This window comes from Cyclobacterium roseum, assembly GCF_010119225.1.
Classification (GTDB): Bacteria; Bacteroidota; Bacteroidia; order Cytophagales; family Cyclobacteriaceae; genus Cyclobacterium; species Cyclobacterium roseum.
The window spans coordinates 26,966-42,933 of the sequence record NZ_WNKF01000003.1 but is presented as its reverse complement, the minus strand read 5'-3'; the positions used below and the strand labels follow the sequence as shown (position 1 = coordinate 42,933).

At 47.3% G+C, this 15,968-nt stretch carries 11 protein-coding genes; 8 read left to right on the top strand and 3 right to left on the bottom strand.

Annotated elements, in window-relative coordinates; all coding sequences use genetic code 11:
• Nucleotides 1-2 precede the first annotated feature (2 nt).
• Nucleotides 3-3,071: a SusC/RagA family TonB-linked outer membrane protein gene (locus GJQ68_RS05175; protein WP_162416253.1), complete on the bottom strand. Its 3,069-nt coding sequence runs from the start codon at nt 3,069-3,071 to the stop codon at nt 3-5.
• 540 nt (nt 3,072-3,611) lie between these two features.
• Here GJQ68_RS05175 and GJQ68_RS05170 point away from each other — a divergent pair.
• On the top strand, nt 3,612-5,366 hold the full coding sequence (locus tag GJQ68_RS05170) for a c-type cytochrome (RefSeq protein ID WP_162416252.1): 1,755 nt from the start codon (nt 3,612-3,614) through the stop codon (nt 5,364-5,366).
• 14 nt (nt 5,367-5,380) lie between these two features.
• Here GJQ68_RS05170 and GJQ68_RS05165 read toward each other — a convergent pair whose 3' ends face one another.
• Nucleotides 5,381-6,661 carry an Nramp family divalent metal transporter gene (locus tag GJQ68_RS05165; RefSeq protein WP_162416251.1) on the bottom strand — a complete coding sequence of 427 codons (1,281 nt, stop codon included), beginning with the start codon at nt 6,659-6,661 and terminating at the stop codon, nt 5,381-5,383.
• Nucleotides 6,662-6,884: 223 nt separating this feature from the next.
• Between GJQ68_RS05165 and GJQ68_RS05160 the strand changes: the two genes are divergently transcribed.
• The 6 genes from GJQ68_RS05160 to egtD all read left to right on the top strand — a co-directional run bounded on the left by GJQ68_RS05160 (nt 6,885) and on the right by egtD (nt 13,888).
• Complete coding sequence (locus tag GJQ68_RS05160) at nt 6,885-8,144, top strand: amidohydrolase/deacetylase family metallohydrolase (protein WP_394351278.1); 1,260 nt, start codon at nt 6,885-6,887, stop codon at nt 8,142-8,144.
• A 13-nt stretch (nt 8,145-8,157) separates the two neighbouring features.
• Nucleotides 8,158-9,384 carry an amidohydrolase/deacetylase family metallohydrolase gene (locus tag GJQ68_RS05155; RefSeq protein WP_162416249.1) on the top strand — a complete coding sequence of 409 codons (1,227 nt, stop codon included), beginning with the start codon at nt 8,158-8,160 and terminating at the stop codon, nt 9,382-9,384.
• A 1-nt stretch (nt 9,385) separates the two neighbouring features.
• The gene (locus tag GJQ68_RS05150) at nt 9,386-10,999 is read left to right on the top strand and encodes an aminotransferase class V-fold PLP-dependent enzyme (protein ID WP_162416248.1); all 1,614 of its coding nucleotides are present in this window, start codon (nt 9,386-9,388) and stop codon (nt 10,997-10,999) included.
• A gap of 65 nt (nt 11,000-11,064) precedes the next feature.
• Nucleotides 11,065-11,640, top strand: a complete 576-nt coding sequence (locus GJQ68_RS05145) for a RidA family protein (RefSeq protein WP_162416247.1) — start codon at nt 11,065-11,067, stop codon at nt 11,638-11,640.
• A gap of 134 nt (nt 11,641-11,774) precedes the next feature.
• Nucleotides 11,775-12,959 carry an ergothioneine biosynthesis protein EgtB gene (gene egtB / locus GJQ68_RS05140; RefSeq protein WP_162416552.1) on the top strand — a complete coding sequence of 395 codons (1,185 nt, stop codon included), beginning with the start codon at nt 11,775-11,777 and terminating at the stop codon, nt 12,957-12,959.
• Nucleotides 12,956-13,888 (top strand): L-histidine N(alpha)-methyltransferase, encoded by a 933-nt coding sequence (gene egtD / locus GJQ68_RS05135; protein WP_162416246.1) that lies wholly within the window; start codon nt 12,956-12,958, stop codon nt 13,886-13,888. The genes egtB and egtD overlap by 4 nt, the downstream gene beginning before the upstream one ends.
• A 2-nt stretch (nt 13,889-13,890) precedes the next feature.
• Here egtD and GJQ68_RS05130 read toward each other — a convergent pair whose 3' ends face one another.
• Complete coding sequence (locus tag GJQ68_RS05130; RefSeq protein ID WP_162416245.1) at nt 13,891-14,634, bottom strand: hypothetical protein; 744 nt, start codon at nt 14,632-14,634, stop codon at nt 13,891-13,893.
• Between the two features lie 106 nt (nt 14,635-14,740).
• Between GJQ68_RS05130 and phnW the strand changes: the two genes are divergently transcribed.
• Nucleotides 14,741-15,841 (top strand): 2-aminoethylphosphonate--pyruvate transaminase, encoded by a 1,101-nt coding sequence (gene phnW / locus GJQ68_RS05125; RefSeq protein WP_162416244.1) that lies wholly within the window; start codon nt 14,741-14,743, stop codon nt 15,839-15,841.
• The last annotated feature ends 127 nt before the right edge of the window (nt 15,842-15,968 follow it).

The window sequence follows — 15,968 nt, the reverse complement described above, 5'->3', positions numbered from 1 at the left end:
TTTTAAAATCCTAAATTAACATTAAAACCAAAGGATCTTGCCGTCGGAGGGCCAAAGGAGTCAAATCCTTGTGCAGCCGCTGAGGTTCCAACTGTCACATCAGGGTCAATGTTCTTCGCTTCATTCAGGAAGAAAAACAGGTTCCTGGCCACGAAGTTGATACTAACACTGTTCAAAGGCAAGCTTTCCAATTTGGCTGCAGGGATGGTATACCCAATCACTGCTTCTCGCAATCGAACGTTAGTAGCTGAATAGGAGAATACTTCACCTATCGGCGCATTTCTACCTCCCATATTTACCCAAAACAACTCGGCAGTTGTTTCTATGTCATTAGGAACGAAGGTACCGTCTTCTGTTTCTTTAACGGCAGTTTCGTGTTCCATGAAGTTTTCACCGAATACCAATCCACCTTCTCTTCCTTGCAGGGTCTCCTCAGTCATACCATCGGCATAGATAATAGCGTTGGTAAGCGAAGCTATGCTACCTCCCTGACGGAAATCAATCGTAAAATTAGCACGGAAATTCTTATAGGTGAATGAGTTCTGTATACCTCCCAACCAAATTGGATTGTAATTAGCTACGCGGACAGTAAATCCAGGAGTCGTTCTCGGAACACCATTATCACCCACAATTACTCTTCCCTGATCGTCTCTAAGGTATCCTCTGGAATAAACCTCTCCAAACATTTTACCTTCTTCCACCCTGAATTGTCTCAAGAAGTCTCCTCCTACTACAATGCTGGGCCGCTGGTCATTTATCTCATTGACCATGGAAATGTTACGGGCGAAGTTTGCCGTGATGTTCCAGTTAAAATCGGCTCTTCGAATCGGAGTAAGGTTTAATACTACCTCAATTCCTTCGTTCTGTACATCCCCACCATTGGTAAAGAAGCTGGAGGCGCCTGAACCTACCGGCAAGGCCACCGTAAAGAGCTGATTGAATGAATTGGTTTTGTAATAGGTGAAGTCAACACCGAGACGATTGTCCAGGAATCGGAAGTCACCACCCAATTCTATGGACTGCGTGGTTTCGGGGAGTAAATTTTCGTTAGGAAGCGTCGTACTCAACGATAGGTATCCTCCCAATCCACCTGCTGCAAAAGCAGCAGTACGTTGTAGCTGGTAGGGGCTGGTGTCGTTACCAACTTCAGCGAAGGAACCTCTTACTTTCGCAAAAGTGAACCACTCCGGAAACTCTACCAAATCAGATACGACCGCATTTAAGCCTACGGAAGGATAAAAGAAAGACCAATTATCCTTTGGCAAGGTAGAAGACCAGTCATTTCGGGCCGTAATATCCAGGAAAACAGCATTTTTCCAGGCAATCTGTGCAAAAGAGTAAAGTGAATTCACATCTTTCGGAGCACCTACCCCGTGGGTTGAAACCACCTGCTGAGTATTGGTCAAGGCAAAAAAGTTCGGAACGACCATGTTCTGACCGGTATTGGAATTCAACGCCGAATTTCGGTTGATACGGCTATTACCTCCGGCATTGATATTGAAATACCAATCATCGCTTAAGGATTTCTCATAGCTGATCAGGAAATCGGTGTTTATTTCCATATTCTCAGACTGGCCTACCGAAAACCTTCCGTTTTGAGCGATGATGTAACTGTCATTGTATAGTTTCTCCTCACTGGTACCAAACGATCGGTCCAGGGCTGCTCGACCCAAAACGGTCAGCCCTTCGGCAATTTCATAACTCAATGAAGAAAAGGCCACCAACCTGTCTGAAGTATTCTTTCTCAGGTTCCGATTAATGGTCCAATAAGGGTTGGCACCACCGTTGGAGCCCGGATTAAAGTAATTCTGCCGTAACAAACCGGCCTGATTCACATATTCATACCTGGCGAAATCCTCCGTTGTGATGTTTCGAGGCATACGCATAATATGGCGGTTGGGGTTAGAGAAACTTTCTCCCTGAGACAATTGGTTGTTTATGTCTTGACGAATGTAGTTGACTTTTGAGTCCAGCGTTAATTTCTCCGATAATTTATTGGTCAAACGCAAGTTGATACTGTGTCTGCCCAACTCGTTCCCAGGAACCACGCCTGCAGCGTCGGTGTAGGTGTAGGAAAAATAGGTTTGATTTCGCTCATTTCCGCCGGTGATGGCAAGCGTCGTAGCTAAATTATGGCCTGTCTGATAAAAATCATTGATATTATCCGGCTGTGGAGAGAATGAATAGGTGTCCTGAGGCCTGTTGGGATCCGGAGACCAGTGGGCTACAGAGGATCCATCCATTCTGGGTCCCCAGGAAAACTCCGATCCGGGAGCATAATTGCCATTACTTCCCTGTCCGTATACGTTTTGAAAATTGGCCAAAATCAGCGGTTGGTCAAACATGTACGAGGTGTTTAAACTTACCTGGAAACCGCCTTCGCGACCCCTCTTGGTATTGACCACGATCGCACCGTTGTTTGCCCGGCTACCATAAAGAGCGGCAGCGTTAGGTCCTTTCAAAACGTTTATGCTCTCAATATCATCCGGGTTGAGGTTCTCAATCCCATTGGCAGGCACGCCATCCACAATATACAGGGGCTGGCTGTCTCCACTAATGGATCGGTTTCCTCTCAATACTACCCGGGTGCCTCCACCCACACCACTACCGGAGCGGTTGATGGACAACCCGGCTACCTTACCGGAAAGGGAGTTCATCACGTTTAACTCCCTTGCTTCTGAGAGTTCCTGCGTACTTACATCCTGTACGGTGTACGTAAGTGCTTTCTTTTCCCTTTCCAGACCGAAAGCAGTTACCACCACTTCCGATAATGCTTCCAGCTCGGAAGACAAGGTTACATTAATCTCTGAGTTGTTACCAACCACGCTTTCCTGAGACTCGTATCCCAGGTAAGAAAACACCAGCACGGATTGCGCATCCGGTACATTAATACTGTACTGACCATCGATATCCGTAATGGTGCCTGTATTGGTTCCTTTAATCAATATACTGACACCCGGTAAGGGGGCATCCGCTTCTGCATCTGTCACGGTTCCCGTGACCGTTCGTTCCTGAGCCATGCCTTTTATCGCAAAGAGGGCCAGAAATAAAACTAGTAAACTTTTTTTCATAAGTAAATGAACAATTGAATGAACTGGATTTTGGAATTTTTTCCAATGTTTAATTTTAACCATCACTGTTGGAGATCAACAATACCTTTCGGAAACCATCCGAAGCAAACTATTTCAGTGCATCGACAATATTTTTCAGAATTCATTTTGGCAATTCTCAAATAAATACGTTCGGTCAGGTTGGCTAGATTGGGTAATTTTTAATTAATGTAGGCTTAATATTAGGAATAATTTAATTCACAAACAACCGAAATACCGTTGAAATAATTTTTGGATTAATAACAAACTAAAAATCAAAAAATAGCAAATCCTGCCAACAATAATTAAAAAAAATGTTTTATTGTTTTTTTTGGAAATTTCGAGTGTTTTCGAATTTTTTCTAAAAAAACAATATTTTTATTTCGGTTTACTGCCATTTTTTTCGCTTGTTAAATAGACAAAACTCGCTCTAATTATTTTATTTCACTACCAATAACACAATCTTATATTGAAATATAAAAGTAATTTTACAAATTAACACAGAAAATTCGCAACACACCAATGAATCGTATTCTTTTGCCGTCTATCTATTTTATTTTCCTTTCAACATGGATGATGTTTGTAGTCTATTCTTGTAAAAGTCCAGTCGGTCCACCTCAACCGGACCAGGATAACGGCGGGCTTTCACTACCAGGGGGATTTGGGGCTTTGGTAGTCGTGGATAGTATTGGCAAAGGAAGGCATTTGGCAATCCGGGAGAATGGGGATATCTATGTTAAATTAAGGTATGCAAGAGAAGTGGGAAGCAACGTGGCCTTAAGGGATACCACCGGAGACGGCAAGGCAGACATCATCTCCTATTTCGGGGAATATGAAGACGAAGGCAGTCTGGCAAACGGGATGCGAATTCACGACGGATACCTATATTATAGTGCCGCCAGGGTAGTGTACCGCAATCGCCTGGTACCTGGAAAACTAATCCCCGACAGCCCGATGGAAATTGTACTTACTGATGACCACGAACACGGCATCCACTGGCATATCACCAAACCGGTTTCCTTCGACCGGGAAGGAAATCTATACGTCCCCTTTGGCAGCCCTTCCAATGCCTGCCAGGATTTGGTAAATAAGCCGGGCGGCATTCCCGGATCCGAAGGCCTTGATCCCTGTCCTGAACTAATCGAACACGGGGGAGTCTGGAAGTTCCCAAAGGACAAATTGGGAATGACCCAGAAAGACGGGGAATTGTATGCCACGGGCATACGAAGCGTGGTCGCGATGGCTTTTAACCAGCAGGACAATCACCTGTATCTGGTCATGCACGGAAGAGATAACCTCCACCTGCTCTATCCGGAAACCTTTACTCCATGGGAGAGTGCCGTTTTGCCATCGGAGGAGTTTATCAAAGTGACCCAAGGGGCCGATTACGGCTGGCCGTATTGCTATTACGATCAGATTCAGGGGAAAAAGGTGCTGGCACCCGAATACGGAGGCGATGGAAAAATCATCGGTAGGTGTGGGGATATGGATGATCCGGTGATGGGATTCCCGGGTCATTGGGCACCCAACGATTTGCTCTTTTATAAAGGCGAACAGTTTCCGGAGAGGTATAAAGGAGGTGCTTTCGTGGCCTTTCATGGTTCTACCAACCGGGGTCCCTATCCACAGTCCGGCTACTTTGTCGCATTCGTACCCTTTGAAAACGGACAACCTACCGGTGATTGGGAGGTTTTTGCCAATGGCTTTGCCGGAACCAATCCGATAGTGAATGTCAGCGATGCGGAATTCAGACCCATGGGCTTGGCCGAGGGGCCGGATGGCTCCCTGTATATTTCCGATTCAAATAAGGGAAAGATTTGGCGCATCCTGTTTACAGGTGATAAACATTCTTTCGGCGAAGAATCACTTGCAGCCATGGAAGTCCAAAAACAGCTTGCAAACATTCGAACCCCCCACCCGGAAGAGGACAACATGGACCGAGGGAAACAGCCTCAGGGGAACCAGGTATACAGTACCTATTGCGCTCCCTGCCATCAACGAGATGGAAAAGGTGCGGCGGGACGAATTCCTGGATTACACCAAACCGATTGGGTGTCCGGGGATAAAGAACGCCTTATTCGGATTGTACTTGAAGGACTGGACGGGGAAATAGAAGTGAACGGAGAACGCTACGATAATGTGATGCCAGCCCATGGGTTTCTTGATGACCAGCAAATTGCAAGTGTGCTAACCTATCTACGGCAGCATTTTGAAAACCAGGCCAGCCCTATTCTGCCGGAAGAAGTAGCCTCCTTACGCACCGATTCTCAAGAATAATAGCGGTAGCAGCGTTACACCAATTCCATCAATGCCAGGTAACCTGTATAGGAAATCACGCAGGCAAACACCAGGGCAGCCACCAAGCCGATATTGAGCCAAACGCCCGCCTTATGAATGCCCATAAGTTGTTTTTGATTGATGAGATACAGCATGCAGGCAATGACGAGGGGCAAAACGAATACGGCGGCCACCTGGGTTAAGATCTGAGCAAAAATGGGGTTGGCTCCCAGGATGGGAACGGTTAACCCCACCAGGCAGGCAATTCCTGTTAATATCCTGAACCTGCTGGACCCGGTATCCAGTTCCCCTTCCTTGTAGTCGGCAACCAACAAGGGAGCAACCATCAAAATTGGAAAAACAGAGGATAACCCGGCACTTAATGCGCCCGTCATAAAAACGGCAACGGCAAATTTACCGGCTACCGGCTCAAGGGTGTATACCATATCCATTACCTTTTCTATGGTCTTGCCTTCGGCATAAAGGGCTCCGGTCGCAGCAGCCATGATGGAAAGATTTATTACCAGCATCAAAATGGCGCTGGTCAATGCGTCCTTGGATTGCTCCCGCGTGTGCGCAGGTCCCCAGCCCTTACCTTTCATCAGTAGGGGCCTCACGACAAAAGTGGGTGCGGCCATCGTGGTGCCCACAAAAGCAGCGACCAATAATTTCCCTCCTGCCACATCCGGTACGGACGGAACAAGCCCTCTGACCATCTGGGCCGGATCCGGTAGCACCACAAACATGGAAATAATAAAGGAAATCCCCATGATGGTCACAAAAACGATCAGTACCTTTTCGAAAAAGGAATACTGCCCCACCCATAGCAAGGAATACATCAGTACAATCAACACGATCGCAATTCCCAACACCGGCCAGTAGGAAGCTCCGGAAATGCCAGGAAAAAACAAGATAACCATTTCATAAATCGCATTGGCACTCAGCCCCAATATACCAGAAAGGGAATTCCATTGTGCCAAAACGATTCCCCCCACTACCAGATAGGAAATAAGTTTCCCAGCCTTTAATTTGGTTTTGAAACTATAAATAGACGTTTGCCCGGTAATCACGGCGTACCTTCCATAAGCTTCCATCAACACCCAGGAAAACAAACAACTCAGCACCAAAACCCACAGCAATTGCATGCCGAATTGGCTACCGGCTTTGGCCATGGACGTGACACTTCCCGTCCCGATGGTATAACCAATGCAGAAAATACCGGGGCCGATACCCAGCATCCAGATCCATATCTTTTGCAAAAAATTGGTTTTCGGGGCATTTTTGGATTCGTTCATAAAGTGACAAGGTAAATTTGGGTTAGCAAGCTGTTAATTTGAAAAATTTTATCATTAATAAAAAGCGAAACGGTCGGTAAGCAGGCATTTAATAAAATAGGGCTTTGTAAAAACATTTTTTTTTGCAATATTTCCGTACTTCCCAAAAGAAAAACCTACGTTTATCGCTTCGTTCATCTAAACCCAACGCCCATTGACTAGCTATGAATCCTTCTCTGGTTTGGTGCTGCATCGACTGCTTGCCATTGCTTGTACCCTGCTGCTTGGCACGGTTCCAGTTGCGGCCCAGGAAATTGATCTTTTATTAAAAGGCGGCCACCTGCTGGATCCGAAAAATGGGATCAACGAACCCATGGACCTGGCCATCTCAGGCAAAACCATACTAAAGGTTGAAAAGGACATTCCTGCCAATACTGCAAAGAAAACGCTTGATGTCAGCGGGCTGTACATTACCCCGGGACTGGTAGACATGCATGTGCATGTTTTTCATGGCACCAATACGGATTCCTACATCGCCGACGCGTTGACCAGCCTTCCTCCCGATGGGTTTACCTTTCGTTCTGGAGTTACCACCGTCGTAGATGCCGGTTCTTCGGGATGGCGAAATTTCCGTCAATTCAAAGAACAAACCATTGACCGCTCGCAAACCCGGGTATTAGCACTGCTGAATATCGTAGGCACCGGCATGTATGGCCGATTCGAGGAGCAGAACGTGATGGATATGAATCCTACCATGACGGCTCACATGATCAACCGCTTATTTCCGGAGATCCTGGTAGGTATTAAATCGGCGCATTATTGGGGAGATTTTACCCAGGTAGACATAGCCGTTGAAGCCGGAAAGCTGGCCAATGTACCCGTCATGGTTGATTTCGGTGAGCACCAGCCACCCAATTCCATCGAAGCACTTTTTATGCAGCACCTGCGACCCGGCGATATTTTCACCCATACCTTTTCCTACGGCCCCAATAACCGGGAAACCATTGTGGATGAAAATCTGAACGTGAAACCCTTTGTTTTTGAAGCACAGGAAAGAGGGATCCGTTTTGATGTCGGACATGGCGGGGGAGCTTTTTCCTTTAGACAAGCTATACCGGCAATAGAACAAGGGTTTTTGCCGGATGTGATCAGCTCTGATCTGCATAAAGACAGTATGAATGGGGGATTTAAGGACATGGCCAATTTACTATCCAAATTTATGAACATGGGACTGAGTCTGGAAGAAGTCATTCTCCGGGCCACCTGGAATCCCGCCCAGGTGATCAATAGGGAGGATTTAGGAAATCTGGACCCCGGATCGGAAGCAGACATCGCTGTTTTTCGGTTGGTCGAAGGAGATTTTGGCTTTCAGGATATTCGTAGAATGCGAATTGACGGAACTCAACGATTGGAAACCGAAATGACCCTACGGGCTGGCAGAATCGTCTGGGATCTGAACGGAATCAACGCTCCTCACTGGGAAACTGAGATTAGCAACCGATAATGGTTTACTAAAAATGAAACACCTGTGTTTACTTATACTGGGGATTGGATGTTGGTTGCCACTTTCTGCCCAGGATTTTGACATACTCATTCGAAGGACCTACCTGGTGGATGCCAAAAACAAGATCCAGGACACCATGGACCTGGGAATAGCGGATGGGAAAATAGCCCTGGTAGCTCGCTTTATTCCCGCCGAAAAGGCCAAAAAAGTAATCAATGCCTCCGGATTAATTTTGAGCCCCGGATTGATAGATATTCACACTCATGTTTTTGTAGGGAGCAAAGCCCGCACGTTTGCGGATGGTTTTTCCAGTGTTTCCCCGGATGATTTCACCTTTCGCTCGGGTGTCACCACGGTGGTGGATGCCGGTACTTCCGGATGGCGGAATTTTGAAACGTTTAAAAAAAACGTGATCGATGCCTCCCAAACCCGGGTATTGGCTTTTTTAAATATTGCCGGTACCGGAATGAGCGGCCATCCAACACAGGAAAACCTACAAGACATGGATCCGGAAAAAGCCCTGGAAATGCTTCAGCGGTATCCGGATATTTTGGTTGGTATCAAGATAGGGCATTACACCGGCCCGGAGTGGTTGCCCTTTGAAAACGCATTAGTAGCTTCGGGAAATGCCCAAAAACCCTTGCTGGTGGAGTGCCATCTGCCCCGGTATACCCTGGCCGAGCAATTGGAAAAAATGAGGCCAGGAGATATTTTGACCCACAGTTTTGAGGAAATTGACGAACGCATGCCCATTGTGGATGAACAAGGGCAACTGCGTCCTTTCGTAATGGAGGCTTACGAACGGGGAGTCCATTTCGATGTGGGTCATGGCGGTGCGGGGTTTTGGTTCAGTCAGGCCATTCCGGCGTTGCGGCAGGGCTTGAAACCGCACACATTTGGAACAGACCTCCACCGGTTCAGCATGAATTCCGGTATGAAAAACATGCTGAACGTCATGTCTAAATTCTTGGCCATGGGCATGGAGCTGGAAGCAGTCATTCAGCGGGCCTCCTGGCAAGCGGCCCAGGTCATCCAACGGCCGGATTTGGGTCATTTGACGGAAGGAGCCGTCGCGGACTTGACGCTGTTAAAATTACTGGAAGGCGATTTTGGCTTTGTAGATGCTGGCGGGAATCGAATTAACGGAAAACACAAATTGGAAACAGAGCTGACCATAAAAGGCGGTAAGGTCGTCTATGATCTGAACGGTCTGGCGGCTAAAAATTATAATTATCAGTGATATGGATAGAAGAGAAATGATCAAAAATCTGGCAATCCTCCCCATGGGGGGAAGCCTGATGAGCATGTCGCCACTCATCGACAACCGAAAAAAGGCAACCGGCCCTCTTGCCCTGGACGAAAACATTTACCGTTCCCTGGGCGTGGAGCCCATCATCAATTGCCGCGGCACCTTTACCATTATCGGCGGCTCCATTGAGCGACCGGAAGTGCATCAGGCCATGGCGGCAGCCGCTAAAAATTTTGTACAATACGATGAGCTGGCCTTTGCCATCGGCGAGCGGCTGGCAGAAATTACCAAAGCAGATTTCGGAATCATTACGGCAGGTTGTGCAGCGGCCATGAAACACGCCACGGCCGCCTGTGTCACCGGTGGCAATCCGGAAAAACTCCTCCGAATACCTGACTTATCGGGAATGGACAAAACAGAGGTCATCATCCCCCGCCATTCCAGAAACGTCTATGACCATGCGGTAAGAAACATCGGCGTGACCATCGTAGAGGTGGACAGTCCCGAGGAATTAGAGCGGGCGCTAAGTCCCAAAACGGCCATGATCTACTTGATTTCCGGGAGAGGAGCCGCTACTGGCCAACCTTTATCCCTGGAAAACATCGCTAAAATCGCTAAAAGTCACGAGGTCCCTATCTTAATGGACGCTGCTGCAGAAAACCTGACCATCCCCTGTGTCCATTTTGAGCGGGGTGCTACCATGGTGGCCTACAGTGGGGGTAAAGCCATCTGCGGCCCCCAATGCGCAGGCCTATTACTCGGAAGAAAAGACCTGATGCTGTCTGCCTGGCAGGCGAGCTCTCCCCATCATGGCCCTGGAAGGGACAATAAAGTAGGTAAGGAGGAAATGCTGGGCATGCTGGCAGCAGTGGAAGCCTGGACCACCCGCGACCACGAAAAAGAATGGGAAACCTGGATGCAATGGCTCAACCAAATTGCCGACCGGGCTACCAAAATCAAAGGGGTGACGCATTCCATCAACCTCCCTGATGGCCTGAATAACCGGGCTCCCATGCTACTGATTCAATGGGATCCAAACCTTCTGCATATCACGGGTGCTGAGGTAGCCGAACGCTTTGGCCGCACGGCTCCCCGGATCGCCGTAGGCAGCCGAAACCAGGACGGGCTTACGGCAATCACCATCAGCCCTAACCAAATGCAGGAGGGAGAAGCCAAGGTGATTGCTGACCGAATTCATCAGACGCTGTCGGAAAAAAGAAAAGCGATAGACAACTCCATGACTCCGGCCACCGCAAACCTCAGTGGAAAATGGGATGTTGAAATGGCCTTTTTCAGTAGCCAAAGCACCCATACATGGGTTTTGACGCAGGACGGAAACTGGCTCAACGGCACCCATATGAGTGATTTTGCCCACCAGGATATTTACGGAAGCATGGAAGGAAACAAAGTGGTCCTTCGTAGTAATTTCCGAAAACCGGGCGATTCGGTAACCTTTATGTTTACGGGTAACCTAAGCGGAGATACCCTCTCAGGCGAAGTGTTTATGGGAGAATACCTGACGGCAAAATTTACAGCCAAAAAATCAGGGGACAGCCCCCGAAAAGAGAAAATAATGGTACCCTCAGGGCCTCCCTTGGCGACCTAAGGTTTTTCTATTGACCATTTGCCCAAAATAACCTGCATTCACCACCTTTTAACACAAACAGACTTATGAAAAATCATGCATTACTCCTCTCATTTGCCTTTCTGCTACTCCTTTCCTGTGAGGAAAAGGTTGCGGAAGTTTCGGAGGAATCCCCCGTACAGGAACAAACAGGAGACGGTATCGATGCGGAACAACGACTCCTGGACCTGGACATAGAATTGATCATGCCAAACCCACCCACCGCCAATTACCTCAAAGCCAAAACCGTAGGAAATGTGGTTTACCTGGCAGGTCACGGGCCGGATAGACCCGATGGCACTCAGGTAATCGGGAAATTAGGCGCAGATCTGGAATTGGAGCAGGGTATCGAAGCGGCTCGCTTTACGGGAATTTCCCTGCTTTCTTCGCTTAAGGCCGAAATAGGTGATCTCAATCGGGTAAAAAACATCGTTCGTGCCCAGGGCATGGTCAATGCAGCCCCTTCCTTTAAGCAACATTCTCAGGTAATCAACGGCTTCTCAGACCTGATGGTAGAAGTTTTTGGGGAAAAGGGTAAGCATGCCCGTGCCGCCATCGGCATGAGTTCCCTGCCCAACAACATCGCCGTGGAAATCGACATGATTGTCGAACTTTATGAGTAATTGATTTTATTATCCGGTGAAGGATACTATTTTTATCCGTCCCTAAAGCAAAATAATAAGGGAAGTTTGATCGCTTCCCTTCATTATTCTTGTTTTTTACGCTGAAAAACCAAAAACCATATCATTGTATGTCAATGAAAGTAAGCCAACCCGAAACTACTTTTCAAAGCCTGCTTCAACAATTCAAGGATTGCCGACTGAAAACAGAGGAAATTTGTGCGCCACTGACCGCAGAAGACCATGTGCCTCAGCCCATCGTTGATGTCTCCCCGCCCAAATGGCATTTGGCGCATTCCACCTGGTTTTTTGAGCAGTTTCTGCTTGGCCCGTACAAGTCAGGTTATAAGGTTTACGACAGGGATTTTGCGTATTTATTTAATAGCTATTACAATAATGCGGGCGAACGGGTTTTGCGACCCAACAGGGGCCTGATGAGCCGGCCTCCCGTAAAGGAAATAATGGCTTTCCGATCGCATGTCACCCGGGAAGTGTTGGAGCTGCTTTCTTCTGGCGAGGCTGGTACCGAAGTCCTGGAAATTCTGGAGTTAGGCATTCATCACGAGCAACAACACCAGGAATTGCTGGTGTATGATATCAAATACATTTTAGGCCATCAGCCCACTTTTCCGGTATACGGAGCGTCGTTTGCTGTGCAGGCGGAAAACCAGGAATTATCCTGGATCCCCATGGAGGAGGGGATTTATGAAATCGGCTTCTCCGGGGATGGCTTTTGTTATGATAATGAATTGGGAAGGCACCGGGTTTTTCTGGAGCCTTATCAAATTGCCAGCAAACTGGTCACCAATGGGGAATTTATGGAATTCATCGCCGACGGTGCCTATTCGGATTTTAATCTTTGGCATGCCGACGGATGGGATTACCTGCAAAAAAACACCCTGGAAGCTCCCTTATATTGGCACCACACCAAAGGAGAATGGCACCATTACACGCTAAATGGACTGATACCCGTGGACCCCGCTCTCCCCGTACAGCATGTGAGCATGTACGAAGCCTATGCTTTTGCCGAATGGAAAGGATTGCGGCTCCCTACGGAATTCGAGTGGGAGGCGGCCGCGGACCGATTCCCATGGGGACAACTCTGGGAATGGACGGGAAGTGCCTACCTTCCCTACCCCGGTTTTCAAAAAGCCCCGGGAGCACTGGGAGAATACAATGGAAAATTTATGATCAACCAACACGTTTTGAGAGGTGCCTCCGTGGCCACGGCACCGAAACACAGCCGAAAAAGCTATCGTAATTTCTTTGCTCCTGCCTCTCGATGGATTTTTTCTGGAATCAGACTTGCCCAATCCCTATGACAACAGACACATTTGAAAAGGATATCTTGAAGGGATTGCAATCAAAGCCCAAGAGACTTTTTTCCAAATACTTTTATGATGATAAAGGCTCTGCCCTATTCCAGCAAATCATGCACCTGCCGGAATACTACCTCCCTGGTTGTGAAACAGAAATCTTACAACAGCGGGCAAAAGACATCATCAACAAACTCCCGCAGGCCAGCTACGACGTAGTAGAACTTGGTGCCGGAGATGGCAGTAAAACCGCATATTTTCTGGATGCCATGATCCGGGAAAAGAAGAAAGTCACCTATATTCCCCTGGATATTTCCCCCGAAATTCTTTCGGTAAATGAAGAAATCATGCGGCAGAGACTTCCCGGTCTGTGTGTCAAACCCATTGCCGGTGATTACTTTGAAACCCTGAAAGAAATTTCATCTAGAGAAGTCCCAAAAATTATTCTTTTTCTTGGCAGCAATATTGGAAATTTTGAAGGAGAAAAAGCCCTTGGCTTTATCCGCTTTGTGAAACGTTTTATGGGAAAGGGGGATTACTTTATGCTGGGAGTTGACTTGAAAAAACACCCCAGAACCATCCTGGCAGCGTATGACGATCCCGCCGGCATCACCAAAAAGTTTAATATCAACCTTCTGGACAGGATCAATAGGGAATTAAATGGAAATTTCAATACCGCTGATTTTGATCATTATGCGAGTTATGATCCCATCAGCGGAGCTACGAAAAGTTACCTGATTAGTAAAGTGGCGCAAAAAGTACAGGTGGCTAGTCATACCGTTGGCTTTCACGCATTTGAACCCATTCACATGGAGGTATCACAAAAATACAGTCTGGAAGACCTGGACCAGATCAGATTTCAAGCAGGTTTCAGTACGGACCATCATTTTACCGATAGCAAATCCTATTTCAGCATCAGCTTATTTGAAGTATAAGTTTATTGATCAAATCCGGGCCTGGCAAAAAGATCCATATCGGGAAATGTCTGTTCCAATTGCGCCTGGACTTGCTGAAGAGCCGCCATTATTCTGAATAGGGCACTTTCCTCTTCTTCAAAGAATCCCAGGAGCGTTGCCCATGCCCGCAGGGAGCGTTCAATAGCAATCCGGGTTATTTTGGCGGTGCCATTGTAACCCCGTTCCTTCTCGGGGAGCTGCTTATCATAGCCCCCCTCTTTTCCCATCAATGCCCGATGGCTTTTCACAACAATGAAGTGATGGTACCAACGAATTACTTCCAGACTTTCCCTCAGCAGCAAAATTTCCCTTTCTCCTTCCTGCATCGTTCTTATCCCCAGCTCCACCTCCTCAAAAATTTTATCCATGCAGATCTTTACCAGTCCTTGTTCCAGCCATTGCCGGGAGAGATCCAAATAAGCCATGGATTTTTGTGTCAAGGGGTGCTTTTCTACCGCTGTTTTTTGTTCAGCCCTTTCTTTCTCAAACTCCGGATCCGTTTTTGTCAGGTCAATTCCCTTTTCCCTGGCCATTTTATCAAGCAGTTTTATGGCTTCTTGCAGGGTCTTGGCAATGGGTTCCAGGGATGTTTCCCATTTCGGATCATTTGCAGCTACCTGCCGATCCTCTTTTTCCATGGCAAAAACCCTGCACCTGTCGGTATAAACACATCGTTCACACCAACGGTCGCAATAATTGTGGATGCCTGAAATAAAATTATCCATGATGTTGTAATCGGTTCACTAATGAAGATACTAATTTCAGGCAGATTCCTGAAATAGTAGGGCGGAAACCTTATATTTAGCATTCGAATTTTTGCCTCTTACCATCATGATCATACCCGAAAATCCTTATTTATTGCTTACTCCCGGACCTTTGAGTACCAGTAAAACCGTACGTGCCGCCATGAACCGGGACTGGTGCACCTGGGATTCGGATTACAACGAGCTGGTCCAAAAGATACGTTCTTCCTTGGTAGAACTGAGTCAAGGTGGTTCTGGTTATACATCGGTATTGATGCAGGGAAGCGGAACCTTTTCCGTAGAAGCCGTTCTGTGGACCTGCCTAAAGCCCGATAGCACCCTTCTGGTAATTTCAAATGGGGCTTATGGAAAACGAATGGCAAAAATTGCCTCCATGATGGGAGCCGGGCTGGAAGTACTGACGTTCTCAGAAGGCAAACAGCCGGACCCGGAAATCGTGGAAAAAACGCTGCGAGCCCATCCGGAAATCACCCATATAGGCATGGTACACTGCGAAACGACTACCGGCATGCGCAATCGGTATGCGCCCATTGCCGAATTGGCCGGGAAATGGAGGAAAGTTTTCATTCTTGACGCCATGAGTAGCTTTGGAGGTATTCCCCTGGATATCCGTGCACCAAAAATCGACTTCCTGATCAGCAGTGCCAATAAGTGTATTCAGGGGGTGCCGGGATTTGGTTTCGTACTGGCCGATAAAAGCCTGCTGCAGGAGTGTGAGGGAAATTCAAAAAGTCACTCCCTGGACCTGTTTGATCAATGGCAAACCATGGAGAAAAACCAGGGCAAATGGCGGTTTACTTCCCCAACCCATACCGTTCGGGCCTTTTTACAAGCCTTGCAGGAACTGGAAGAAGAGGGTGGTGTGGAAGCGAGGTATCAACGCTATACTACGAATCACGAAATCCTGATTCGGGGAATGGAAAATGCGGGTATTCGGGCTTTCCTTTCTCCGGAAGACCAATCTCCTATCATAACGGCTTTCCATGAGCCTGAAAATTCCGGTTTTTCCTTTGAAAAACTGTACCAATTATTGAAATCCGAGGGCTTTGTTATTTATCCGGGAAAGGTTTCGCAAGCGCCTACTTTCAGAATCGGCCATGTCGGACATGTGTTTCCGGAGGACATTCGACGCCTGGTAGCTGCCGTGGAAAAAATAAAATTTTGGTGAAATAGAAAATAAGGTGTCCTAAAGAGCAAATTATTTTTAGAGTTTTTAGGTCGGAGTGTTTTACTAGACTCGTCTTCACAGCTAACGGTCTGGCTATTCACCTGTAGCGACCGAATGGGCTTATTGC

Coding starts and splice junctions, on each gene's coding strand:
- GJQ68_RS05175 (WP_162416253.1), bottom strand. CDS start 3,071: ATGAAAAAAAGTTTACTAGTTTTATTTCTGGCCCTCTTTGCGATAAAA.
- GJQ68_RS05170 (WP_162416252.1), top strand. CDS start 3,612: ATGAATCGTATTCTTTTGCCGTCTATCTATTTTATTTTCCTTTCAACA.
- GJQ68_RS05165 (WP_162416251.1), bottom strand. CDS start 6,661: ATGAACGAATCCAAAAATGCCCCGAAAACCAATTTTTTGCAAAAGATA.
- GJQ68_RS05155 (WP_162416249.1), top strand. CDS start 8,158: ATGAAACACCTGTGTTTACTTATACTGGGGATTGGATGTTGGTTGCCA.
- GJQ68_RS05150 (WP_162416248.1), top strand. CDS start 9,386: ATGGATAGAAGAGAAATGATCAAAAATCTGGCAATCCTCCCCATGGGG.
- GJQ68_RS05145 (WP_162416247.1), top strand. CDS start 11,065: ATGAAAAATCATGCATTACTCCTCTCATTTGCCTTTCTGCTACTCCTT.
- egtB (WP_162416552.1), top strand. CDS start 11,775: ATGAAAGTAAGCCAACCCGAAACTACTTTTCAAAGCCTGCTTCAACAA.
- egtD (WP_162416246.1), top strand. CDS start 12,956: ATGACAACAGACACATTTGAAAAGGATATCTTGAAGGGATTGCAATCA.
- GJQ68_RS05130 (WP_162416245.1), bottom strand. CDS start 14,634: ATGGATAATTTTATTTCAGGCATCCACAATTATTGCGACCGTTGGTGT.
- phnW (WP_162416244.1), top strand. CDS start 14,741: ATGATCATACCCGAAAATCCTTATTTATTGCTTACTCCCGGACCTTTG.